The organism is Cupriavidus numazuensis, from assembly GCF_905397435.1.
Taxonomy (GTDB): Bacteria; Pseudomonadota; Gammaproteobacteria; order Burkholderiales; family Burkholderiaceae; genus Cupriavidus; species Cupriavidus numazuensis.
Map to the genome: position 1 here is coordinate 106802 of NZ_CAJPVI010000018.1, position 24089 is coordinate 130890.

The following is a 24089-nucleotide window of genomic DNA, read 5'->3' on the forward strand; positions in this document are numbered from 1 at the left end:
CGCCTCCGGCCTCCTATTCCGGATAGCCCGCCGCGCGAGGCGCTGCGCGACGGGCGGAAAGAACGCGGGCATGGCAGCGAACCATGCCCGTACTGCCTTACGAATAGATCTTGCTGCCCTTCTTCAGGAACTCGATCGACTTCTCTTCCATGCCCTGCTGCGCTTCCTTCGGCAACGATGCCGCGTAGTCGCGCACTTCCTGCGTGATCTTCATCGAGCAGAACTTCGGCCCGCACATCGAGCAGAAGTGGGCAATCTTGGCGCCTTCGGCCGGCAGCGTGGCATCGTGGTACGAGCGCGCGCGTTCCGGGTCCAGGCCGAGGTTGAACTGGTCTTCCCAGCGGAACTCGAAGCGTGCCTTCGACAGCGCGTTGTCGCGCAGCTGTGCGCCGGGCCAGCCCTTGGCGAGATCGGCGGCATGCGCGGCGATCTTGTAGGTGATGATGCCCTCGCGCACGTCTTCCTTGTCCGGCAGGCCCAGGTGCTCCTTCGGCGTGACGTAGCACAGCATGGCCGTGCCCATCCAGCCGATATTGGCCGCGCCGATGCCGCTGGTGATGTGGTCGTAGCCGGGGGCGATGTCGGTCACGAGCGGGCCGAGCGTGTAGAACGGCGCTTCGTAGCAGTGCTTGAGCTCTTCATCCATGTTCGCCTGGATGCGCTGCAGCGGCACGTGGCCCGGGCCTTCGATCATGACCTGCACGTCGTGCTTCCACGCCTTGGCGGTCAGCTCGCCGAGCGTGCGCAGTTCGCCGAACTGGGCATCGTCGTTCGAGTCTGCGATGCAACCCGGACGCAGGCCGTCGCCGAGGCTGAACGACACGTCGTACGCCTTCATGATCTCGCAGATCTCGTCGAAGTGCGTGTACAGGAAGTTTTCCTTGTGATGCGCCAGGCACCACTTGGCCATGATCGAGCCACCGCGCGAGACGATACCGGTGACGCGGTCGGCGGTCATCGGCACATAGCGCAGCAGCACGCCCGCATGGATCGTGAAGTAATCCACGCCCTGCTCGGCCTGCTCGATCAGCGTGTCGCGGAACATCTCCCAGGTCAGGTCCTCGGCGATGCCGCCGGTCTTGTCGAGCGCCTGGTAGATCGGCACCGTGCCGATAGGCACCGGCGAATTACGCAGGATCCACTCGCGCGTTTCGTGGATGTGCTTGCCGGTCGACAGATCCATGATGGTGTCGGCGCCCCAGCGGATCGACCACACCATCTTTTCCACTTCCTCGGCCAGCGACGACGTCACCGCCGAGTTGCCCAGGTTGCCGTTGATCTTGACGCGGAAATTGCGCCCGATCGCCATCGGCTCCAGCTCGGTGTGGTTGATGTTGGCGGGAATGATCGCGCGGCCCGTGGCAATCTCGTTGCGCACGAATTCCGGCGTGATGTCTTCCGGACGCAGCGGCAGGCCGGCGCCCAGCGCATTGCCGGGGTGCTGGCGCAGCAGCGCCTTGTATTCGGGCTTGTCGTACAGCGCCTGCAGGTTCAGCGACTCGCGCAGCGCCACGTATTCCATTTCCGGCGTGATGATGCCCTTGCGCGCATAGTGCATCTGCGACACGTTGGCACCGGCCTTGGCGCGGCGCGGGTTGGTCAGCTGGGCAAAGCGCAGGTGCGCGGTGGCCGGGTCATTGGCGCGGTCGCGGCCATATTCCGACGACAGGCCGGGCAGCACCTCGGTGTCGCCGCGCTCGGCAATCCACTTTTCGCGCAGCGCCGGCAGGCCGGCCTTCAGGTCGATATGCACGTCCGGGTCGCTGTACGGGCCCGAGGTGTCGTACACGGGGATCGGCGGGTTGGGCATTTCGCCCTTCTCGGTGCGCGTGGACGTCTGCAGGATCGTGCGCATCGGCACGCGGATATCCGGGCGGCTGCCGGGAATGTAGGTCTTGCTGGAAGCCGGGTAGGCAAACTTCTGGTCGAGGTCGCTCTCGAGCGATTCGAATGATGCGGCGGGGGCAGTACGGGCCATGGGTGTCGTCCTCTCTCTTGCGGGGTGGACGAAACCAGGAGCCCTGTGAGCGCCGCCGGGGCCTGAGGCCGGGGAGGCGAGTCCCGGAGGGACAAGAGGCTTGGTCTTGCTAGAAACTTCCCACGCCGGTACTAACCGGATCGGGTTCGAAGGGACTCTCTCAGCTCGCACGGCCCATCCGTACGGCACCCCTGTTTCATCCAACGGGGTGAATTTAAGCATAAGCACCGGGTGGGCGCCAGTGCCAGTTGCCGGTCATTTGTGGTGCCACAGCTTTTCGCCACGGTATCGAATCGCGCATGCTGCAGCGCAGAACGCGCCATAAGGGCACAACGGGGCACTCATGTGCGCTTCCACGTGCTCTACCATGCAATCAAGCGCCAGCACGATCCAGGAGACATCATGACCGACGCCGCCACGCATCGCGTCTTCAACCAGGTGCCGGATCTCGCGCACTACAACCTGTTTGGCTGCGACCCTATCGTCGGCGATGCGCTGGAGCGCCTCGGCGGCGGCTGGCACGCGGCGGATCTGATGGCTTTTGGGGCACGGCTTGGCGAGCCTGAAGTGCTCGCGTGGGGCGCCGATGCCAACCGGCACGCTCCCGAACTCCATACGCACAGCCGCACCGGGGAGCGCATCGACCAGGTCACGTTCCACCCGAGCTGGCATGCGCTGCTGTCCCTGTTGCGCAGCCAGCAACTGCAGGCGATGCCATTCGCCGAGCCGCGCGCCGGTGCGTGGATGGCGCGCACGGCGGGCTATTTCCTGCAGGCACAAGTCGAATCCGGATCACTCTGTCCGATCACCATGACCTTTGCGAGCATTCCCGTGCTGCGCAAGGAAACCGCGCTGTTCGCCGAACTGGAACCGCGCCTGTACGCGAAGGACCATGATGCGCGCGACCTGCCATGGCGCGACAAGACCGCGATCATGATCGGCATGGGCATGACCGAGAAGCAAGGCGGCTCGGATGTGCGCGCCAACACCACAGTTGCGCGCCCCGTGCGTGGCGAAGGCCGTGGCGCCGAATACCTGCTGACCGGTCACAAGTGGTTCTTCTCTGCACCGATGTGCGACGCGCATCTGGTGGTCGCGCGCATGGGCGCGGAAGACGGCCCGCTATCCTGCTTCTTCGTGCCGCGCTTTCGCGACGACGGCAGCAAGAACCCGATCCAGATCCAGCGCCTGAAGGACAAGCTCGGCAACCGCTCCAACAGCAGCAGCGAAGTGGAGTTCCGCGAGGCCAGCGGCATCCTGATCGGCGAGGAAGGCCGCGGCATCCCGACCATCATAGAGATGGCCACGAGCACGCGGCTCGATTGCGTGATCGGCAGCGCGGCGATCCTGCGCGCCGCTTATGTGCAGGCGCTGCACCATACGCGCCACCGCACCGCGTTCGGCAATCTTCTGGCCGACCAGCCGCTGATGCGCAATGTGCTGGCCGATCTCGCGCTCGAAAGCGAGGCCGCCACGCTGATGATGATGGAGCTGGCCCATGCGTTCGAGCATGCCGACTCCGATCCGCTCGCCGCGGCATGGAAGCGCGTGGTGACGCCGGCCGCCAAGTTCTGGATCTGCAAGCGCACGATCGAGGCCACCGGCGAGGCGATGGAAGTCTGGGGCGGCAACGGCTATGTCGAAGACGGCCCGATGGCGCGCCTCTATCGCGAAGCCCCAGTCAATTCGATCTGGGAAGGCTCCGGCAACATCATGTGCCTGGACGTGCTGCGCGCGATCCAGCGCACGCCCGACGACGCCGCGCGCCTGCTGCACGACCTGTCCCGGCGCGCCGCGGCGCATCCTGCGGTGCGTGCCGAACTGGCATCGCTGCAGGCCATGCTGCGAGAGCCTGCGGAGCAGCTCGAAGCCCATGCGCGGCGCTTCGCGCAGGGATTGGTGCTCACCGCGCAGTCCGCACTGATGCTCGCACATGCCGATGCCGAGAATGCCGAAGCGTTTGTTGCAAGCCGGCTCGGCCGTCAGCATGGGCGCGTATTCGGCACGCTCGACATGGAGCCCGAAGCGCTGAAGCGCGTGTTCGAACGCGGATGGACGGCGTGAAACCAGGGAAACGGCTCAGGCCTCCATCGGCTCGCGAATCCTGAGCAGTACGCGCGGCGCGTAGCGGATCAGGTCGTGCGCGCGCTCGCCGATCATGATGGCGGGCGCATTGGTGTTGCCGCCGATGAGCGTCGGCATGATCGAGGCATCGACCACGCGCAGGCCTTCCACGCCGCGCACGCGCAATTGCGGATCGACCACCGCCATTGCGTCCATGCCCATGCGGCATGTGCCCACCGGATGGTAGATCGTGTCCGCGCGCTCGCGGATCATCTCGCGCACGGCGGCGTCGTCGCTGTCGTCGGCATGCAGGTGCGCGGAATGCAGTTCTCGCCCGCCAAAACACAGGAGCTGCGGCTGATTGAAAATCCGGCGCACGATCTTCACGCCGGTCACCATATCGTCGAGGTCACGCGCATCGGACAGGTAGCCGGGATCGATGCGCGGCGGCTGCCGCATGTCGGGCGAATCCAGCCGGACTTCACCGCGGCTGCGCGGACGCAGCACGCACACATGGCACGAATAGCCGTGGCCGAAGCGGATCCTGCGCATGTGGTCATCGGCCATGCCCACCACGAAATGGAGTTGCAGGTCGGGCTCCGCCAGGTCGGGATGGCTGCGGATGAATCCGCCGGCCTCGGCAAAGTTGGAACTCATCATGCCCGCGCGCTCGCGGCGGTAGCGCAGCATCTCGGACAGCAAGTGCATGGCACCGCTGAACGACAGGCCAAACAGTTCCGGCGCGGCCACGCGCTTCTGCAGGATGACATCGAGATGGTCCTGCAGGTTGCCGCCTACGCCGGGCAGGTCATGCACCACCGGAATGCCGAGATCGCGCAGGTGCGCCGCGGGTCCGATGCCGGAGGCCATCAGCAGTTGTGGCGAGCCGAAGGTGCCAGCCGACACGATCACGTCGCGGCGTGCGCGCAGCAGGTGCTGGCGGCCATTGCGCACAGCCAGCACGCCCACCGCATGCCTGCCCTCGAAGACAATACGCAGCACCTGCATGCCGGTCAGCACGTGCAGGCCGGCACGTCCGCCGTTACAGGCCTTGTCGCGTGCATTGCCGCCATGCAGGTAAGCGCGCGCGGCGTTCCAGCGCTCGCCTTCATGCTGCGTAACCTGGTACCAGCCGACGCCTTCCTGCTCGTCGCCGTTGAAATCGTCGTTGCGCGTGAAGCCGGCCTGCTGGGCAGCGTCGATGAAGTGCTGGCCGAATGGATTGGGCGTGCGCAGGTCCGATACGTGAAGCGGGCCAGTGCCGCCGTGCAGCGGATCGTCGTCGCTGCCGGCCACGCGCGCATTGCACTCGGCGCGGCGGAAGTACGGCAGCACATCGTCCCACGACCAGCCGTCGCAGCCCGCGGCGGCCCACGCGTCGTAGTCGGCCGGGCGGCCACGTGTGTAGATCATGGCGTTGATCGACGAGCTGCCACCGAGCCCGCGGCCCCGTGGCTGGAAGCCGCGCCTGCCGTTCAGCCCGGCCTGCGGCACGGTTTCATAGGCGTAGTTGCGGGCCCCGCTGCGCGGCAGCATGGCGCCGATGCCCGCGGGTGTGCGCACCAGCACATGGTGGTCGTGGTGGCCGGCCTCGACCAACGCGATACTGTCGCTGCCGCTGTCAGCGAGACGCCCGGCCAGCGCACACCCAGCCGAACCCGCGCCGACAACGACATAGTCATACGTGGTTTCCATCAGTCTCCCCGCGAGTCCGGAGATGGCGGCGGGGCCTCAGCCCTCTGCCCGCACCCCGGAGGATGGCAAGCCTGAAAACCAGTGTAGGCGCTGCCGCCGCGTGAAGTGAAGGCCGGAGGGCGCGCGTCTTGCGGAGTCGCCGCGCGCGCGGGCCGTCAGGAGACCAGCATCGGCCGGCCCAGCATGCGCGACAGCACGGCTTCCGGCGAGTGGGTGTGGTCGGAGATCGCCTTCGGGTCCAGATAGATGGTCTGCTCCATCATCGCGCGGCCGCGCATGGCGGCGTGCAGCAACTGGTCGCTGAAGACGATCCACGTCGAGCCCGGCGGGAAATGGAATTCCTGCTGCGGCACGCTGGCCTGGTAGTCCAGGTCGGCCTTGGCCAGGTCGTGCAGTTGCAGCATGCGGTGGTCGTATTCCGAACGCGTGCGCTTGGTGATGTGCAGCAGTTTCATCAACGCCGCCTGCCCCGGCCACATGCCGTGGGTCTTCGGCACGAAGCGCTGCGCAAAATCGGCAAACGGCTCGCCCACGCGCCACACGCGCGGCGCTTCCGGGTCGATGTTGTGGAACACGCGTAGCAGGCGCTTGCCCAGCAGTGGATTCGACGGGAAGGAATCGACGTGCAGGCGCGTGTCGTCCTTGCGCCAGCTCACGGCACGGCCGGCGATCTGGCTCGGGCGCAGCGAGGTGCCCGCGCGCGTCATGTACGGGCCGTACTCCGGGAACAGCGACAGCACCAGCTTTTCGCTGAAATCGGCGTAGCGGTGGATCAGGCGGTACAGATCGGCTTGATCCTGCTCGGTGCCCTGCGCGCCGCGCACGGCCGTGTCGCCCGCGCGCAGGTTGATGTTCTTGGATTTGCCGTCCGAATAGCGGCTGTCGAGGAAGCGCTCCTCGCCCGGCTCGAAACGGAAGTGCAGATCGGGGAAATAGAGCACCGCGCCCTGCTCCAGCTGGCGGCGCAGGTCTGCTTTGGTTGCGGCATCCACCTCCGGCGACCAGTCGGTGTACGGCTGCGGGCGGATCAGGTCGAGTTTGGCTGAGGAAGTGGAGGCGGAGGGCATGGCGTTCTCGGTTTGCCGGATAGCCGGATTTTACGCGCTATTTTTGGTGACGAATTGATCACAGACATGGCGGCCGCAAAGCACTCAATAAAAAAAACCCCGCCGACCAACGGCCGGCGGGGTTTCATGCCAGAACGGCAAATGCTTACAGACCAGCGGCTGCGCGCAGGATCGCAGCCTTGTCCGTGGCTTCCCACGAGAACTCCGGCTCTTCGCGGCCAAAGTGGCCGTAAGCGGCAGTCTTCTCGTAGATCGGGCGCAGCAGGTCGAGCATCTGCACGATGCCCTTCGGACGCAGGTCGAAGTGTTCCTGCACCAGTTCGGCGATCTTCGCGTCGGAAATCTTGCCGGTGCCTTCCGTATAGACGGTCACGTTGATCGGACGCGCCACGCCGATGGCATAGCTCACCTGCACCTGGCACTGGCGCGCGAGGCCCGCGGCCACCACGTTCTTGGCCACATAGCGCGCGGCGTAGGCGGCCGAACGGTCGACCTTCGACGGGTCCTTGCCCGAGAATGCACCGCCGCCGTGCGGCGAAGCACCGCCGTACGTATCGACGATGATCTTGCGGCCGGTCAGGCCGCAATCGCCCTGCGGGCCGCCGATCACGAAGCGCCCGGTCGGGTTGACCAGGTACTTGGTGTCCTTGAGCATCTCGGGCGGCAGCACCGGCTTGATGATCTCTTCGATCACCGCTTCGCGGATCTGGGCCTGGGTGATGTCCGGTGCATGCTGGGTCGACAGCACGACGGTGTCGACGCTGTGCGGACGGCCGTCGACGTAACGCACGGTGACCTGCGACTTGGCGTCCGGGCGCAGCCAGGGCAGGCGGCCGTCGCGGCGCAGTTGCGACTGGCGCTCGACCAGGCGGTGCGAGTAGTAGATCGGGAACGGCATCAGTTCCGGGGTCTCGTCGCAGGCATAGCCGAACATCAGGCCCTGGTCGCCGGCACCCTGGTTCAGGTAATCGTCCGAGGCGCGGTCCACGCCCTGGGCGATGTCGGGCGACTGCTTGTCATAGGCGACCAGCACCGCGCAACCCTTGTAGTCGATACCGTACTCGGTGTTGTCGTAGCCGATGCGCTTGATCGTGTCGCGTGCGACCTGGATGTAGTCGACGTTGGCCGTGGTCGTGATTTCCCCGGCCAGCACGACCAGCCCGGTGTTGCAGAGCGTCTCGGCAGCCACACGCGCGTACTTGTCCTGCGACAGGATGGCGTCGAGGACGGCGTCGGAAATCTGGTCTGCGACCTTGTCGGGATGGCCTTCGGAGACGGACTCCGAAGTGAAAAGGAAGTCGTTTGCCACGAACTTATTCTCCAGGTTGGCTATTGCGTGCCACCCTGTCGGGTCATGGCGGCGACGCTTTAGCGGTATTTTCAGGCCGCTCGGTTAGAGCGGTATCGCCCCGCAAGTTGTCAGTTAACTCGGCGATACACGCTATTATACGCGCCTGCCGGCACAATGCAGCCTGTGGCCCAAGGGCCACCGTGCGCCGGCGCACGCCGATCGGATACATGGTTAGCGGCAGGAATCCACCGATCCTTAGCCGCGCGCGACGGCTTGCACACGCATTGATGACCCCGTCCCGCAAGGGACCTGCCATGCACCGCCACGCGATGACTTTCCTGTTCTGGCTGATCTCCCGCTTGCCGCTGCGCCTGCTCCAGGCGGTGGGCGGTGCGCTCGGACTGCTGGCGGCCCGCGTGCCGGGGCGTTATGGGCGGCGCCTGCGCGAAAACTTCCTGCTGGCGTTTCCGGATGCCACCGAGTCGATGATTGCCGAAGCGGCCCGCTCCAGCGGCCGCATGGCCCTCGAAATGCCCTACTTCTGGAGCCGGAAGACCATCGGCGCCCGCCTGTACGGCTTTGACGACTACCTGTGGCCGGAACTGGAAAAGCTGCAGGCTCGCGGCAACGGCATCATCATCCTGACCCCTCACCTGGGCTGCTTCGAAGTGCTCCCGCAATCGCACGCGCTGGTGCGCCCGGTCACGGCACTGTTCAAGCCGCCGCATCAGGCGTGGCTGCGCGACTGGATCGAACGCATGCGCACCCGCCCCAATATGGCGATGGCGCCGGCCACGCCGCGCGGCGTGCGCATGCTGGTCAAGGCGCTCAAGCGCGGACAGGCTGTCGGCATCCTGCCTGACCAGGTACCAAGCGGCGGCGAAGGCAACTGGGCGCCGTTCTTCGGCAAACCGGCCTATACCATGGCGCTGGTCCACCGCCTGCAGCAACTGACAAGGGCGCCGGTTGTCGCCATCTTCGGCGAACGGCTTCCTCGCGGTGCTGGTTACCGCGGCCATCTGCGCATCATCAACGATGGCGGCATGTTGCCTGAAGACCCGGCCGAAGCCGCCGCCATCATCAACCGGACCATAGAGGCACTCGTGGCCATCGCGCCGACGCAGTACCTCTGGGGCTATCACCGCTACAAGACTCCCTCCGGCGTGCAGGACCCCGATCGGGGCACGCTGGCGGCTACCGAATCCTCCCACTCATGAGCCGTATCTTTACCTGGCTCGGCATCGGTCTGCTGACCGTGCTGGGCAAGCTGCCCTACCCGTTCGTCGCCCGTTTCGGCGAGGGGCTGGGCAGCCTGCTGTATTGCTTTCCGAGCAGCCGGCGCCGGATCGTGCAGGCCAACCTCCGCGCCAGCTTTCCCGACAAGAGCGAAGCCGAGATCGACGCGTTGTCGCGTGATTCCTTCCGCACCGTGTTCCGCAGCTTTGCCGAACGCGGCATCTTCTGGACCGGCAGCGAGGCGCAGATGCGCCGCTGGGTGCAGATCGACGACCAGGCCGATCTGGTCGCGCTGGACGGCACGCCGCATATCCTGGTCACGCTGCACCTGTCCGGCGTGGAAGCCGGTGCGATCCGCCTGACCATCCACCTGCGCGACCACGTCGGCCGTTCAGGTGCGTCGCTGTACACCGCGCAGAAGAACACGCTGTTCGACGGCTTCCTCAAACACGCACGCGGCCGCTTCGGCGCGAAGATGATCTCGCGCAATGACAGCGCGCGCGACATCCTGCGCTGCCTGAAGAAGGGCGAGGCGCTGCAGCTCATCGCCGACATGGACTTCGGCGAGCGCGATTCGGAGTACGTGCCATTCTTCGGCGTACAGGCGCTGACGCTGACCTCGGTGTCGCGCCTGGCGCGGATGACCGGCGCCAAGGTCGTGCCGATCTACACGGAGATGCTGCCTGACTACCAGGGCTACGTGTTGCGCATCCTGCCGGCCTGGGAAGACTACCCCGGCGACAGCGTGACGGAAGACACGCGCCGCATGAACGCATTCTTCGAAGACTGCATTCGTCCGCGCGTGGCCGAGTACTACTGGGTGCACAAGCGCTTCAAGAACCGCCCGGCCGGCGAGCCCTCCATCTACTGACGACCGCCGGCAGGTCCGGCCCTGCGCGGCTACAATTCGCACCATGAAACTCCAGTTCACCAAGATGCACGGTGCCGGCAACGACTTCGTCGTGCTCGACGGCATCCACCAGAAGCTCGACCTGACCACCGAACAGTGGCGTGCGCTTGCCAGCCGGCATTTCGGCGTCGGCGCCGACCAGATGCTGATCGTGGAAAAACCCACGCGCGAGGACGTGGATTTCCGCTACCGCATCTTCAATGCCGATGGCAGCGAGGTCGAACACTGCGGCAATGGCGCGCGCTGCTTCGTGCGCTTCGTCACCGACAAGGGCATGACCGACAAGCGCTCGGTGCGCGTGGAGGTCATGAACGGCGTGATCACGCTGACGCTTCAGGACGACGGCCAGGTCACGGTGGACATGGGTGCGCCCGAACTGGAACCGGCTCGCGTGCCGTTCCGGCCGGAAGGCCTGCCAGTCCGCACGCAAGGTGAAGACACCGCCTACGGGCTGGAAATCAACGGCCGTACGGCGTGGATTTCCGCGGTGTCGATGGGCAACCCGCATGCGGTGCAGGTGGTGGACGATGTCGAGAACTTCCCGGTACTGCAGGACGGTCCGTTGATCGAACATCACGTAACGTTCCCGAACCGCGTGAACGCCGGCTTCCTGCAAGTGGTGGACCGCCATACCGCGCGCCTGCGCGTATTCGAACGCGGCGCGGGCGAGACGCTGGCCTGCGGCACGGGCGCCTGCGCGGCGGTGGTGGCCGGCATTCGCCGCGGCCTGCTGGATTCCCCGGTCAAGGTCCACACGCACGGTGGCGACCTGAACATTGCCTGGGACGGCGGCGCCGAATCCGTGCGCATGACGGGCCCGGCTACCACCGTGTTCGAAGGCACCATTGACCTGGCCGCCCTGCCGGCCTGACCATAGGGGCCTGTGCGCCCCGCTTCGCTTCATCGTGTCCCGACTGCGGCGGGGTTCCCCGAACGTTCCGCGCGGTGTCCTGCCGCCGGACGCACCGATGGAGCACCCATGCCGCTGGACGATTACCGCATCACCTCGGGCAAGCGCTTCAACCTCGCCAGCTTCGACCCGGGCAGCAAGCCCATGTCGCAAGGCGACAAAGAAACCGATCTCGCTTGCATCACGCGGCTGAGCGAATCACTCGACGCTCAGCAAGACATCTTCTATGCCGAACACCGGCGCAAGATCCTGGTCGTCCTGCAAGGCATGGACACCAGCGGCAAGGACGGTACGGTACGCTCGGTGTTTCGCAGCTTCGATCCGCTCGGCATCCGCGTGGTCAGCTTCAAGGCACCCACACCCGATGAACTCGCGCGCGACTATCTGTGGCGCGTACATGTACAGGTGCCCAAGGCCGGCGAGATCGTGCTGTTCAACCGCAGCCACTACGAAGACGTGCTGATCACGCGCGTGCACGACTGGATCGATGCGCAGGAATGCGAGCGCCGCTACAAGCAGATACGCGCATTCGAGACGCTGCTGACCGAGACCGGCACCACCATCGTCAAGTGCTTCCTGCATATCTCGAAGGACGAACAAAAGGCGCGCCTCGAAGCACGCCTGGCCGACCCGAACAAACACTGGAAATTCGACCCGACCGACCTGGCTGAGCGCAAGCACTGGAAGGCCTACATGGACGCCTACGAGTCGGCCATCGCGGCCACGAGCACGCCGGAATGCCCGTGGTACATCGTGCCGGCAGACTCCAAGACCCATCGCAACCTGATGGTGGCCGAGATCCTTGCCGAGGTGTTCCGCCAGATCAAGCCGGCCTACCCGCCGGCGCGGGCCGACCTGGCGGGGATCAAGGTCGAGTAGCGCGCCGCATTACTCGCGGTCGCCGTTGCCTCGATGCACGTCGTGCGTGACGAACGGGCGTTCGCGGCTAGGCATGGCCAGCCAGTGCGGGTGACGCAGCGTATCGCGGATATCGTCGAGACCGCTGGACCAGTGTTCGTTCATCGCCAGCAAGCCGAACTGGTAATCCTTGGCGCTGTTCTCGAATGACTTGTCGCGGTAGATGAGCTGAATCACGTTGCGGCGCGCATCGCAGGCATGCTCGGCGGCGCGGCGGTACCAGTCGCTGTCACGCTTCGAAGCCGGCACCAGGGCCATCACCTCACTGAGCATGCGGCGGTAGTTCTGCTGCTCGCGCATGTAATCGGTGATGGTGCGGGTCCGACTGGAATACTGGATATCCTTCTGCCGCTCGGCTACCTCGCTCAAGTCATGCGGCAGCTTGCCGCGCGCGCTCCACAGGTCGACCTGGAAGATCAAGGCGTCGCGGCGCGGCTGCGCGGTAAGCACCTCGGCCAGCGGCGTGTTGGACACCAGGCCGCCGTCCCAGTAGTACTCGCCATCGATCTCCACCGCCGGGAAGCCCGGCGGCAACGCGCCCGACGCCATGAAATGCTCGGGCCGCAGTGTGTCGCGCGTGTTGTCGAAATAGGCGAAGTTGCCAGTGCGGATATTGACCGCGCCGACCGACACGCGCATTTCCTTGGGCCGGTTGATCAGGTCGAAGTCGGCGAAGCGTTCCAGCGTGGCCTTGAGCGGCGTGGTGTCATAGTAGCTCGCGCGTGTCGGGTCCGTGTAGCGCGTCACCAGTTCCAGCCAGTTGCGCGGCATGAAGAAGCCGCGCTGGCCTTCGAACATCGCGCGCGCCGCATGCATGCCGTCAAACCAGACGCGCAGCGGCTCCGGCCAGGTATCCGCGCTGTCGAACATCGACGATTGCGACAGGCTCGGCAGCCACGGCTGGGCGCAGATGTAATCCCAGAACGCGCGTAGCTGCTCGACGCGCCGCTCGGGCGGATTGCCGGCAATGATCGCCGCATTCAGCGCGCCGATCGAGATGCCCGCAACCCAGTTCGGGTAGATGCCGCCTTCTGCCAGGCCCTGGTAGACGCCGGCCTGGTAGGCGCCGAGCGCGCCGCCACCTTGCAGCACCAGCGCGCGCACGGCATAGGCCTCATGCGCGGGGCGGCCGGGTTCGGGTCCCTTGGGCAGGTCTTCGGCCGGCCCGCATGGCTGTTCCTGCGCCACCTTCTTGCGCGTGCGTGCGGGCTTTGCGCGCCGCGCCGCCGTTTCCTGGGATTCCTGTCGCTCTTTGCCCGCCACGCCTTGCTCCTTCACAGATGGTGAATCCTGCCGGGGGCGCGGCACGACGGGAGCTACCTCCGGTCAGCCGCGCGCCGAAGTGCCGGTCAGACGCCGTAGCGCTGGCGGTAGGCAGCCACGGCCTCGCGCGAGGCCGACAGCGAGGGATTGTTGGACGCGTCGAGATAGGCCAGCAGATCCTTCAGGCTGGCAATGGCGATCACGGGCACGCCGTATTCGCGCTGCACGTCCTGCACCGCCGAATGGGTGCCGATCTGGTCGGCGGTACCGCTCTTTTCCATGCGGTCCAGCGCGATCAGCACGGCGGCCGGTTCGGCGCCGGCCGCCCGGATCAGCTGCATCGATTCGCGCACCGAGGTGCCGGCGGAGATCACATCGTCGATGATGACGACTTTGCCCTGGAGCTTCGCGCCGACCAGCGTGCCGCCCTCGCCATGGTCCTTGGCTTCCTTGCGGTTGTAGGCGAAGCCGACGTCACGTCCCATGCCCGCCAGCGCCACCGCGGTGGCAGACGCCAGCGTAATGCCCTTGTAGGCCGGTCCGAACAGCACGTCGAACTGCACGCCCGAGGCCAGCAGGGTTTTCGCATAGAATTGCGCCACCTGGCCGAGCATGGCGCCCTGGTTGAACAGGCCGGCATTGAAGAAGTACGGCGACTTGCGGCCCGCCTTGGTGACGAACTCGCCGAAGGACAGCACGCCGGCGTCCAGCGCGAAGCGGATAAAGGTCTGGCTGAGATCCTGCTGGCCCGCCTGCTGCGTGGTCGAAGTCGTCGTCTGCTGCGTCATTCTTTTCTCTCTGAATTCAAAAATTTTCCCGCATGTTACGGATTATCAGCGCCAACCTCAACGGCATCCGCTCCGCTTCCAAGAAGGGCTTTTTCGAGTGGATGGGCAAGCAGGACGCGGACATGGTCTGCGTGCAGGAACTCAAGGCGCAGGCCGCCGACATGACCGAAGCGTTCCTGGCGCCACATGGTTACCACGGCTACTTCCACTACGCCGAGAAGAAGGGCTACAGCGGTGTCGGCCTCTACACCCGCCACAAGCCCGAGCGCGTGATCACGGGGTTCGGCAACCCCGAGTTCGACAGCGAAGGCCGCTATGTGGAAGTGCAGTATCCGCACCTCGCGGTGATCTCGGTCTATGTTCCGTCCGGCTCAAGCTCGGAGGAGCGCCAGCAGGCAAAGTTCCGCTTCATGGAAGTGTTCCTGCCCCATCTGCTGGAACTGAAGGCTAGCGGGCGCGAGATCGTGCTGTGCGGTGACGTGAACATCGCGCACAAGGAAATCGACATCAAGAACTGGAAGGGCAACCTGAAGAACTCGGGTTTCCTGCCGGAAGAACGGGCCTGGATCGGCCAGCTGTTCGACACGCACGGCTACGTGGACGTGTTCCGCCAGCTGGACCCGCGCCCCGAGCAGTACACCTGGTGGAGCAACCGCGGCCAGGCCTATGCGAAGAACGTCGGGTGGCGCATCGATTACCACCTGGCCACGCCAAAAATCGCCGGCACGGCGCATGTCTGCTCGATCTACAAGGATGAGAAGTTCAGCGACCACGCGCCGCTGTCGATCGACTACGACTATCCGCTCTGATCGCGACCGCTCAGGCCGCCCGGACTTCCTCGAGCAGTTCCGGGTGGCGGTCGAGGAGTTTCAGCAGTTTGACCAGAGCCACCGGCGGCAACATTCGACCGGTTTCATAGCGGGAAAACGCGTTGACGCCGCCTCCAAATATCTCGGCGGCTTCCCGCTGATCCAGGCGCAGCTTCTTCCGAACCTGCGCAATGAAGCCGGGGTCCACATACCTGGCATTGACTTCACGATTAAAGGCGAGCATGGCTTCGCCGAGCGAATCGTCGCCCATCGGCATGACGCCTTCCCCGCACCGGGGGCACCAGTCTCCCCTGACACCGCGGATCACGGTGCTTTCGCCGCGATACGTATAAGGCACGTCCCGCAGTTCATTCACGAGTTCGGCGCCGCCGCATTCCGGGCATTTCATTTCGCTCTTCCCTTTTGCAAGCCGGCATCGATTGTCACCGGTGCTTGAATGACACCACCAGCACGTCGTCGATGACGGTCAACTTGATATACAAGGCACCCTGTCGCGTGACGGGCCTGTAGACGTCCTGCCAGACGCGGTGATCCTCGTGCGTTGTCATGCTCTTGTAGAAATCGCCGGCATCCAGTTGCAACAGCAACTGCCTCACAGTTGGCGCGCTCAGTCCCATGCCGCTGGCTCCGTCAAATGCCGCACGCGTCATTCTCATCCTTCCGGCGCGGAGCAACTCCTTCACTCGCACCAGCTTGTAATGCGCCGTCCCCTTCTCCATGCAAATTAACCTACTAGGTTAAATCCCGCAAGCCGCGAACCCAGCTGAATCGCAAGAATCCAATCGGTACAAACCCCTGCGACCCGCCCCCATCCCCGTTACAATGCAGGTTCGCCCCTGCGCCCGGCAGGAGACGTTTCGCATTCCCCCCGCATCTCTAGAGCGAGTCCGCCATGGTTTTCAAAGTGTTCGTCGATGGTCAGGAAGGCACCACCGGTCTCCGGCTGCTTGACTATCTCTCTGGTCGTTCCGACGTCGAATTGCTGCGCATTGCTGATGACAAGCGCAAGGACCCGGCCGAGCGCGCACGCTTCCTGAACGCTGCCGACGTCGCTTTCCTGTGCCTGCCGGATGTCGCCTCGCGCGAGGCCGTGTCGCTGGTGACCAACCCGATTACCTGCGTGATCGACGCCAGCACGGCGTTCCGCACGTCCGACAACTGGGCCTATGGCCTGCCGGAACTGGTGCGCGGCCAGCGCGAGAAGATCCGCGCGAGCAAGCGCATCGCGGTGCCGGGCTGCCATGCCAGCGCGTTCGTGCTGGCGGTGCGTCCGCTGATCGATGCCGGCGTGCTGCCGCGCGACTATCCGGTGTCGGCGTTCTCGCTGACCGGCTACAGCGGCGGCGGCAAGAAGATGATTGCCGACTTCGAAGCCGGCGGTAACCCGAAGCTGCACAGCCCGCGTCCGTACGCGCTTGGCCTCGCGCACAAGCACCTGCCCGAAATGCGCGTGCAGGGCGGCCTGGCGGCGGAGCCTATCTTCAACCCGATCGTCGGCAACTTCTTCAAGGGCCTGGCCGTGACGGTGCCGGTCTATGCCGACCGCCTCGCGCGCAAGGTCAGCCCCGAGCAGATCGTCGACATCTATCGCCAGCACTATGAAGGCGAGCAGTTCGTGCGCGTGTTGCCGTACAACGCCGACGACAACCTCGACGATGGTTTCCTCGACGTGCAGGCCAACAACGACACCAACCGTGTCGACCTGTTCGTGTTCGGCACGCCCGAGCGCCTGAACCTGGTCGCTCGCCTGGACAACCTGGGCAAGGGCGCGGCCGGCGCGGCGGTGCAATGCATGAACGTGCATGTCGGCGCCGACGAGGCGACCGGGCTGCAGGCCTGAGCGTTCCGAGGCCTCAAGTAAAAAAGCCGGCATTGCCGGCTTTTTTTGTTATCTGCGGGATCGATCAGCGTTTCAGTGGCCGCTGGCGGTCGTCGTCGCCGGCATCGACCGGTGCGTCGCCAAGGTTGGCCATATTGGCGCGGTACGGCGGCAGGCGATCCACCGTGGTGTTGATGGCGCGCGCGTAGAGCGGCAGCACTTCCGGCATGTGCTTCTCGAGATCGGCAATGCGGGTGCGCCCCGACGGGTGCGTGGACAGGAAGTCGGCGCCCGACTGCGTGACCTTGGCCATCTTCTGCCATAGCGTCACGGCGGCGCGCGGGTCGTAGCCGGCGCGCGCGGCGATGTCCATGCCGATCAGGTCGGCCTCGCTTTCATCCGCGCGGGAAAAGCGCAGCGTCAGCAGATGCGCGCCCGTGCCCAGCGCCATATTGCCGAGGTTGCCGAAGCCGAACAGCTGCGACACGACATTGGCGCCAAGGTTGGTGATTTCCGACTTGGCCGCGCGCTCGCGCGCATGCTCCTGCAGCGCGTGCGCGATCTCGTGGCCCATGGCCATGGCGATCTCGTCGTCGGTCAGCTTGAGCTGGTCGAGCAGGCCCGTGTAGAACGCGATCTTGCCACCCGGCATGCAGAACGCGTTGACCTGCTTTGAACCGATCAGGTTGATTTCCCACTGCCACTGCCGAGCGCGCTCGTTCCAGCGCACGGTTTCGGGCAGGAGCCGCTTGCCGATGGCACGCAGGCGCTGCAGCTGCGGATTGCTGTCACCGGCTAGCGCATGCTTGGCGATCGCCTCCTGCTTGAGCTGCTCGTACTCCTGCGCGGCCTGCTGTTCGATGACCTCAACCGGGACGATGTTCCGCACCGCCGAACCGCCACGCTGCAGGCGGATGCCGTCTTCCTGTCCCGCGTCCTGCTGCGCCAGGGCCAGCGGCGCCATGCTCATCGCCGCGCCGACCGATAACGCGCAGGCCATGCGGGACAGGGCAGGACGCGGAACACCTGGCAGGTGGCGGGACATGTTCGGTTCCTCGGGGGGCAGTAGGGAAAGCCGGGAGCAGTCTGGAACAGGGCGGGCAAACAGGTGATGCAATAATACACGGCGCCCGCGCAGCCGCGCGGCGCCATCCGCCCACGCCATCCATGAATTTCCAGGACTATCTCGACATCTTCCGTAACCGCCGCATCGGCGCCATGCTGGCGCTGGGCTTCGCCTCCGGACTGCCGCTGGCGCTCACGTCCGGCACGCTGCAGGCGTGGATGACGGTCGAAGGGCTCGATATCAAGACCATCGGCTTCTTCTCGCTGGTCGGCCAGGCCTACATCTTCAAGTTCCTGTGGGCGCCGCTGATGGACCGTTACACGCCGCCGCTGATGGGCCGGCGCAAGGGCTGGCTGCTGGTCACGCAGATCGGGCTGGTGATCGGCATCGGCGCCATGGCGTTCTGCCCGCCGCGCGAAGCGCTGTGGACGCTGGCGGCGCTGGCCACGCTGGTGGCGTTCCTGTCGGCCTCGCAGGACATCGTGTTCGATGCCTACAGCACTGACGTGCTGCGCCCGGCCGAACGCGGCGCCGGCGCCGCCGTCAAGGTGCTCGGCTACCGGCTGGCGATGCTGGTCTCGGGCGGTCTCGCGCTGTGGCTGGCAGACCGCGTGATGGGCTGGCCGCAGATGTACCTGCTGATGGCCGCGCTGATGGGCATCGGCATGGTCACGCTGCTGTGGGCTCCCGAGCCCGACGTGCCGGCGCGCGCGCCGCGCTCGCTCGAAGAAGCCATCGTGGGCCCGTTGCGCGATTTCTTCTCGCGCCCCGGCGCGTGGTGGCTGTTGCTGCTGATCGTGCTGTACAAGCTTGGCGATGCGTTTGCCGGCAGCCTCTCCACGACGTTCCTGATCCGCGGCGTCGGCTTTTCCGCCGGCGAAGTCGGTATCGTCAACAAGACGCTGGGACTGGCCGCGACCATCGTTGGCGCGCTGTTCGGCGGCACGCTGATGGTGCGGCTCGGGCTGTACCGGTCGCTGATGCTGTTCGGCGTGCTACAGGCCGTGTCCAACCTCGGCTACTGGATCCTGTCGGTGACGCCGCCGCACCTGTGGTCGATGGGCGCCACCATCGCGGTCGAAAACCTCTGCGGCGGCATGGGCACGGCGGCGTTCGTCGCACTGCTGATGACGCTGTGCAACCGCTCGTTCTCGGCCACGCAATACGCGCTGCTGTCGGCGCTGGCTTCGGTGGGCCGCGTCTATGTCGGGCCTACGTCGGGCTATATGGTCGAAGCCTGGGGCTGGGCGCCCTTCTACCTGGGCACGGTGCTGGTGGCGCTGCCCGGCGTGCTGCTGCTCTGGGCCATGCGCCACACCGTCCATCGCTACGAAGCCCAGGCGCGCGAGGCGATTGCCTGAGCCGCATAACCGGCAGCCTTATTCCTTGTAGTAGACGATCTGGTGCGACGTGGCGAGCAACTCGCCACCCGCGCTCCAGACCTGCGCGCTCTGGTCGAAGAAGCCCTGCCGGAACACCTGCGCCTGGGCGCTGCACAACACGTGGCTGTCACCGAGCGCGGCCAGCGTGGCGGCATCGGCATGGAAATAGGTTGTCAGCGACACCGTGCCCGCTGGCACGAAGCCGGCGCGCTTGAGGAAGACGCGCGGATAGAAGCTGTCGCACCACGCCGCCACGGCAGCAAAGTCCGGCGTGCGTGCCGGTTCGTCGCGCAGCCAGAACTGCGTGAGGCTGTCGGGATGTTCCGTGCCCGGCTCCGTGGTCGGCTTGGCGCCGCGGAACGGTCGCATGTCATAGGACTTGAGCCAGCGCACGGGCGCAAATCCCGCCATCGCCGGGACTTCGTGTGCGGGGGGTGCCTCGGGGCGCGTGGCTTCCCCGCAAGCCCAGGTCTCGCGCCGCACGGAAAACACCGCAGTGGCCGTGGTGGCCACCGCATCGCCCTGCCGCAACTCGATCTGCCAGTGCTGGGTCGAGCGATTCGTACGCGTCGGGCGCGCCTCGATCTCGAACGGCCCTTCGGCAATCGGGCCGGCGAAATTGACCGTCAGCGCGAGCGGATCGCCCAAGCGCTCCGGATGCTGCAGCGCCGCCTGCAGTAGCGTGGCTGCGGTGATGCCGCCAAACGGCCCGATCATGTTCCAGTAGGCCGGCGTGGTGCGGCCCAGGTAACGGTGTTCGCCTGCGGGCTCGAGCACAAGCGCATCGTCGAAGGGATGAAGCAGCATGCCGGCGGCAGTGGCGGCGGTGACAGTCTGGGGCGCGGTGGTCATGGCGAATAGCACGGTCGTTCGATTATCCTGCCTACATTAGCCGTAGTCAGGGTTCACGTCAATGCATATCCGCAGTCAGTTTCGGGCGCGAATCCCCAGCGGCACGCTCCAGCCGAGCTGGTTCGCAATCACGCCGAGCAGGACCAGCGCCATCCCCGCGAGCTGCAGCGGTCCAAGCACCACATCGAACACCGCCACGTCGATGACGATCGCGACCAGCGGGTAGATGAACGACAGTGTCGCGATTGACACCACGCTCAGCCGCTGGAACGCCCCGTACAGCAGCGTGTACATCACGCCGGTGTGGATCAACCCGAGCGCGAGCAGCGCGCCCCATGCCTGCCCCGTAAAGGTGCCCACGGCCGGATGCGCCAGCGGTGCCAGCATCAGCACGCCGATCACCATCTGCAGCCCGGCGATCTGACCCGGGGGAATGCCCTGTAGCCGCCGCGTCGCCATGGTGGTGATCGCATACAACAGCGCCGCCAGCATGGCCAACCCGATGCCAGCCAGCATCGCCATCCCCTGCGCCCCGTGCTCCAGCCCCGTGATCAGCATCACGCCAACGAATGCCAGCAGCAGCCATGGCAACCGGCCGAACGGGAACGGCTCGCGCTGGAACACCGCCGTCAGGATCAGCAGGAAGAACGGCTGCGTGTGATAGACCACCGTGGCGATCGAGATCCCGCTGTACGCATAGGCCGAGAACAGGCACAGCCAGTTGAGGATCAGCGTGACACCGCCGAGCACGAGCCAGCCCATGCGCGCCTTGTCCATCCGCACCCAGCCGCGCTGCAGCGTCAGCACACCCAGCAGCGAAGCGCCGCCGAGCAGGCAGCGGAAGAACACCACATCGAGGGTCGGCTGGCCGCTGGTGACGACGAACCAGCCGATAGTGCCCGATAGCGCCATCGCGGCGACCATGCGCCAGGTACCGCCGGCGCCTGCTTGTTGATTGCCCATGAAATGCTCCGCTAAATCATTGCGTGCATTGTTCCACCATGACCAGGGATCAACAATCCTGGGACAACTCAATTAGTATTTGACTTCACGTCAAAGAATGGGGAGACCCGGATGCAGGCTGCGCCACTCAATGCCATGGCCGTGTTCGCGCGCGTGGTGGAATGCGGCAGTTTCTCCGCCGCCGCGCAGGATCTCGGGATGACGCCGTCGGCGGTCAGCCGGCATGTATCGCGGCTCGAAGCCACGCTCGGTGCGAGCCTGCTGCAGCGGACCACACGGGCCTTCGCGCTGACCGAGCTGGGCCATGCCGTTTATGGCGCCTGCGCACGCATGACGGCGGCCGCGCGGGAGGTCACTGCACTGGGTAGCGACCATACCGGCGAACCGCACGGCGTCCTGCGCGTGAGCGCCTCGGTCGTGTTCGGGCAAGCCTGGCTGGCACCTCGCCTCCCCGCGCTGCTGGAGCGCTATCCGGCCCTGGAACTCCAGCTGACGCTGGCAGACCGCATGGTAGATCTGGTGGAGGAAGGGCTGGACGTGGCCATCCGCATCGCACGCGAGCTGCCGCCGGGGCTCGTGGCCCGGCCGCTGCGCGAGGTGCGCTACCAGCTCGTGGCCTCACCGGGATGGCTGCGCCAGCATGGCGCGCCGGCCGGCCCGGAAGACCTGCCGCACACACGCTGCCTGTACCTTGGCTATGGCGCGTTCGGCGAGCGCTGGTCGCTGCGGCACAAGGCCTCGGGCGATGACGTCACGGTCCGCATCCCGCCGCGCTTTACCGTCAACAACAGCATTGCCATCCTTGCCATGGTCGAGCGCGATGCCGGGGTCGGTCTCGTGCCGGATTTCTCCGCAGCCGCCGGTTTGGCGGACGGACGGCTGGTCACGGTGCTGGACGACTGGGACATCCTGGAGCCGTACATCGGCACGGCCTACGCCGTGTACACCCCGACGCGGCACGTGCCGCCCAAGGTGCGCGCGTTCGTCGACTATCTGGTGGCCACGGCTGCCGAGCGTTGACCGCCCGGCGTTCCCTGCCGCTCAGGCCGAGCAGACCCGGTACACCGCGAGGCTGCCGCGCCAGTTCACGCCCCAGTTCACGGTGATGCCTTCATGCATAACCACGCGGTCGACAATGCGCAGGCCGACCTTGGGCGCCAGCGCCTCGAAATCGCTGATGGTCAGCACGCGCACGTTCGGCGTGTTGTACCACTGGTACGGCAGCGACTCCGACACCGGCATGCGGCCACGGAACACCGACAGCCGATGCGGCCAGTAGCCGAAGTTCGGGAACGAGACGATGCACTCGCGCCCCACGCGCAGCGTGTCGCGCAGCACCTGGGCGGTGTTGTGGATGGTCTGCAGCGTCTGCGACAGGATCACCGTGTCGAAGCTCTTGTCCTCGAACAGCGCGAGGCCGCCTTCCAGGTTCTGCTGGATGACATGCACGCCCTTCTGCGCGCAGGCGAGCACGCCTTCGTCCTGGATCTCGATGCCGTAAGCCTGCACGTCGAGCTCGTCCTGCAGGACGCGCAGCAGGCTGCCGTCGCCGCAGCCAAGGTCGAGCACAGTGGAATTAGGCTCGATCCAGCGAGCGATCGCGCGGAAGTCCGGACGCAGCGCGAGGATATTCGGATTGGCCAGGGCGTTCATGCGCCGATCTCCTCTGCGATGCGGTTGTAGTAAGCGCGCATCAGGTTGTGGTAGCGCGGATCGTCGAGCAGGAAGGCGTCGTGGCCGTGCGGGGCGTCAATCTCGGCGTACGAGACCGGGCGCTTGTTGTCGAGCAGCGCCTTGACCAGTTCGCGGCTGCGGTTCGGCGCAAAGCGCCAGTCGGTGGTGAAGCTCGCGACGAGGAAGCTCGCCTGCGTCTGCGCCATCGCGCGCGTCAGGTCGCCGCCATAGGCCAGTGCCGGGTCGAAATAGTCGAGCGCGCGCGTGATCAGCAGGTAGGTGTTCGCGTCGAAGTACTCGGCAAACTTGTCGCCCTGGTAGCGCAGGTAGCTCTCGACCTGGAACTCGACGTCGAACGAGAAGCGGATGTCCTCGGTCTTCAGTTCGCGGCCGAACTTCTCGGCCATGTCTTCATCCGACAGGTAGGTGATATGGCCGATCATGCGGGCCACGCGCAGGCCGCGCTTCGGCTTCACGCCATGCGCGTAGTAGTTGCCGCCGTGGAAATCCGGATCCGACAGGATCGAGCTGCGCGCGACCTCGTTGAACGCGATGTTCTGCGCCGACAGCTTGGGCGTCGATGCGACCACGATGCAGTGCCGCAGCCGCTGCGGATACATCAGGCTCCAGGCCACCGCCTGCATGCCGCCGAGGCTGCCGCCCATCACCGCGGCGAACTGCGTGATGCCGAACACATCGGCCACGCGCGCCTGCGCGTTGACCCAGTCTTCCACGGTCACCACGGGGAACATTGCGCCGTAGGGCTGGCCCGTGGCCGGGTTGGTGCTCATCGGTCCCGTGGAGCCAAAGCATGAGCCCAGGTTGTTCACGCCAATGACGAAGAAGCGGTTGGTATCGAGCGGCTTGCCGGGACCGACCATGTTGTCCCACCAGCCCACGTCGCGCGGATCGTCCGCATAGACACCCGCCACGTGGTGCGACGCGTTCAGCGCATGGCAGACCAGCACGGCATTGGAGCGGTCGGCATTGAGCGTGCCGTAGGTCTCGACCATCAGGTCGTAACCGGCGATCGACGAGCCGTTGCGCAGCTTCAGCGGCTCCTGGAAATGCATGCGCTGCGGCGTGACGACGCCGACGGAATCGTTCGGCAACGCGAGTGCGGCAGGCGGCAAGGCGACATCTGTCATGGAATCGGCCCGCGTGAAGCAGGCATAAAAAAACCCGACCGGCAGTGCGTGTGAAGCGTCGCAGCCAAGTCGGGCATTCGCGGTGTTCCGCGTGCCGGCGTGAATCCCGATCCTGCCTGGGGGCGCCGACCCAACCTCTTTAGCCGCATTTATATTCGCAGACGGAGGATCGTGGGACCATCCGGCTGCCGCGCGCCCGCAAGCCAGTCATCAAATCGGCGCGACGGCTTATTAT

At 65.7% G+C, this 24089-nt stretch carries 22 protein-coding genes and 1 riboswitch; of the genes, 9 read left to right on the forward strand and 13 right to left on the reverse strand.

The window, feature by feature from the left end; genetic code table 11:
• Positions 1-97 precede the first annotated feature (97 nt).
• A complete protein-coding gene (thiC, locus tag KHO41_RS16200) occupies positions 98-1978 on the reverse strand; it encodes a phosphomethylpyrimidine synthase ThiC (RefSeq protein ID WP_211954294.1) in 1881 nt (626 codons plus the stop codon).
• A gap of 100 nt (positions 1979-2078) precedes the next feature.
• Positions 2079-2181, reverse strand: a riboswitch (TPP riboswitch).
• Between the two features lie 199 nt (positions 2182-2380).
• Between thiC and KHO41_RS16205 the strand changes: the two genes are divergently transcribed.
• Positions 2381-4042, forward strand: a complete 1662-nt coding sequence (locus KHO41_RS16205; RefSeq protein ID WP_211954295.1) for an acyl-CoA dehydrogenase family protein — start codon at positions 2381-2383, stop codon at positions 4040-4042.
• A 15-nt stretch (positions 4043-4057) separates the two neighbouring features.
• Here KHO41_RS16205 and KHO41_RS16210 read toward each other — a convergent pair whose 3' ends face one another.
• The 3 genes from KHO41_RS16210 to metK all read right to left on the reverse strand — a co-directional run bounded on the left by KHO41_RS16210 (position 4058) and on the right by metK (position 8113).
• Positions 4058-5737, reverse strand: coding sequence for a GMC family oxidoreductase (locus tag KHO41_RS16210; protein ID WP_211954296.1), 1680 nt, complete (start codon positions 5735-5737; stop codon positions 4058-4060).
• A gap of 155 nt (positions 5738-5892) precedes the next feature.
• Entirely contained in the window at positions 5893-6804 is a 912-nt protein-coding gene (locus KHO41_RS16215; RefSeq protein ID WP_211954297.1) for a Kdo hydroxylase family protein, read from the reverse strand.
• Positions 6805-6949: 145 nt separating this feature from the next.
• On the reverse strand, positions 6950-8113 hold the full coding sequence (gene metK, locus KHO41_RS16220; RefSeq protein ID WP_211954298.1) for a methionine adenosyltransferase: 1164 nt from the start codon (positions 8111-8113) through the stop codon (positions 6950-6952).
• Between the two features lie 311 nt (positions 8114-8424).
• Here metK and KHO41_RS16225 point away from each other — a divergent pair, with 311 nt between their 5' ends.
• The 4 genes from KHO41_RS16225 to KHO41_RS16240 all read left to right on the forward strand — a co-directional run bounded on the left by KHO41_RS16225 (position 8425) and on the right by KHO41_RS16240 (position 12030).
• Positions 8425-9312, forward strand: a complete 888-nt coding sequence (locus KHO41_RS16225; RefSeq protein ID WP_211954336.1) for a lysophospholipid acyltransferase family protein — start codon at positions 8425-8427, stop codon at positions 9310-9312.
• Positions 9309-10202 (forward strand): lipid A biosynthesis lauroyl acyltransferase, encoded by an 894-nt coding sequence (locus KHO41_RS16230; RefSeq protein ID WP_211954299.1) that lies wholly within the window; start codon positions 9309-9311, stop codon positions 10200-10202. The genes KHO41_RS16225 and KHO41_RS16230 overlap by 4 nt, the downstream gene beginning before the upstream one ends.
• Before the next feature lie 43 nt (positions 10203-10245).
• Positions 10246-11112 carry a diaminopimelate epimerase gene (gene dapF / locus KHO41_RS16235; protein ID WP_211954300.1) on the forward strand — a complete coding sequence of 289 codons (867 nt, stop codon included), beginning with the start codon at positions 10246-10248 and terminating at the stop codon, positions 11110-11112.
• A 108-nt stretch (positions 11113-11220) separates the two neighbouring features.
• On the forward strand, positions 11221-12030 hold the full coding sequence (locus KHO41_RS16240; protein ID WP_211954301.1) for a polyphosphate kinase 2 family protein: 810 nt from the start codon (positions 11221-11223) through the stop codon (positions 12028-12030).
• A 9-nt stretch (positions 12031-12039) separates the two neighbouring features.
• Here KHO41_RS16240 and KHO41_RS16245 read toward each other — a convergent pair whose 3' ends face one another.
• Complete coding sequence (locus KHO41_RS16245; RefSeq protein ID WP_244873864.1) at positions 12040-13221, reverse strand: patatin-like phospholipase family protein; 1182 nt, start codon at positions 13219-13221, stop codon at positions 12040-12042.
• A gap of 197 nt (positions 13222-13418) precedes the next feature.
• Complete coding sequence (gene pyrE / locus KHO41_RS16250; protein WP_211954303.1) at positions 13419-14120, reverse strand: orotate phosphoribosyltransferase; 702 nt, start codon at positions 14118-14120, stop codon at positions 13419-13421.
• 32 nt (positions 14121-14152) lie between these two features.
• On the opposite strand from pyrE, the gene KHO41_RS16255 reads away from it, so the two are divergent.
• Positions 14153-14929, forward strand: a complete 777-nt coding sequence (locus KHO41_RS16255) for an exodeoxyribonuclease III (RefSeq protein WP_211954304.1) — start codon at positions 14153-14155, stop codon at positions 14927-14929.
• Between the two features lie 10 nt (positions 14930-14939).
• Here KHO41_RS16255 and KHO41_RS16260 read toward each other — a convergent pair whose 3' ends face one another.
• Both KHO41_RS16260 and KHO41_RS16265 read right to left on the reverse strand, forming a co-directional pair.
• Positions 14940-15338, reverse strand: a complete 399-nt coding sequence (locus tag KHO41_RS16260; RefSeq protein WP_211954305.1) for a type II TA system antitoxin MqsA family protein — start codon at positions 15336-15338, stop codon at positions 14940-14942.
• A 34-nt stretch (positions 15339-15372) separates the two neighbouring features.
• Positions 15373-15669, reverse strand: a complete 297-nt coding sequence (locus KHO41_RS16265) for a type II toxin-antitoxin system MqsR family toxin (RefSeq protein ID WP_211954306.1) — start codon at positions 15667-15669, stop codon at positions 15373-15375.
• Between the two features lie 173 nt (positions 15670-15842).
• Here KHO41_RS16265 and argC point away from each other — a divergent pair, with 173 nt between their 5' ends.
• Positions 15843-16790: an N-acetyl-gamma-glutamyl-phosphate reductase gene (gene argC, locus KHO41_RS16270; protein ID WP_211954307.1), complete on the forward strand. Its 948-nt coding sequence runs from the start codon at positions 15843-15845 to the stop codon at positions 16788-16790.
• A gap of 64 nt (positions 16791-16854) precedes the next feature.
• On the opposite strand, the gene KHO41_RS16275 is transcribed toward argC, so the two are convergent.
• Positions 16855-17814 (reverse strand): M48 family metallopeptidase, encoded by a 960-nt coding sequence (locus KHO41_RS16275; protein WP_211954308.1) that lies wholly within the window; start codon positions 17812-17814, stop codon positions 16855-16857.
• Positions 17815-17936: 122 nt separating this feature from the next.
• Here KHO41_RS16275 and KHO41_RS16280 point away from each other — a divergent pair, with 122 nt between their 5' ends.
• Positions 17937-19196, forward strand: coding sequence for a muropeptide transporter (locus tag KHO41_RS16280; protein ID WP_211954309.1), 1260 nt, complete (start codon positions 17937-17939; stop codon positions 19194-19196).
• Positions 19197-19214: 18 nt separating this feature from the next.
• Here the strand turns inward: KHO41_RS16280 and KHO41_RS16285 are convergent, their stop codons facing one another.
• Positions 19215-20069 (reverse strand): acyl-CoA thioesterase, encoded by an 855-nt coding sequence (locus KHO41_RS16285; RefSeq protein WP_211954310.1) that lies wholly within the window; start codon positions 20067-20069, stop codon positions 19215-19217.
• A gap of 75 nt (positions 20070-20144) precedes the next feature.
• Positions 20145-21032, reverse strand: a complete 888-nt coding sequence (locus tag KHO41_RS16290; RefSeq protein ID WP_211954311.1) for a DMT family transporter — start codon at positions 21030-21032, stop codon at positions 20145-20147.
• A 111-nt stretch (positions 21033-21143) separates the two neighbouring features.
• On the opposite strand from KHO41_RS16290, the gene KHO41_RS16295 reads away from it, so the two are divergent.
• Complete coding sequence (locus KHO41_RS16295) at positions 21144-22052, forward strand: LysR family transcriptional regulator (RefSeq protein ID WP_211954312.1); 909 nt, start codon at positions 21144-21146, stop codon at positions 22050-22052.
• Between the two features lie 21 nt (positions 22053-22073).
• Here KHO41_RS16295 and metW read toward each other — a convergent pair whose 3' ends face one another.
• Both metW and metX read right to left on the reverse strand, forming a co-directional pair.
• Entirely contained in the window at positions 22074-22685 is a 612-nt protein-coding gene (gene metW / locus KHO41_RS16300) for a methionine biosynthesis protein MetW (protein WP_011296377.1), read from the reverse strand.
• The gene (gene metX, locus KHO41_RS16305) at positions 22682-23854 is read right to left on the reverse strand and encodes a homoserine O-succinyltransferase MetX (protein ID WP_211954313.1); all 1173 of its coding nucleotides are present in this window, start codon (positions 23852-23854) and stop codon (positions 22682-22684) included. Before metX ends, metW begins: the two co-directional genes overlap by 4 nt.
• Between the last annotated feature and the right edge of the window lie 235 nt (positions 23855-24089).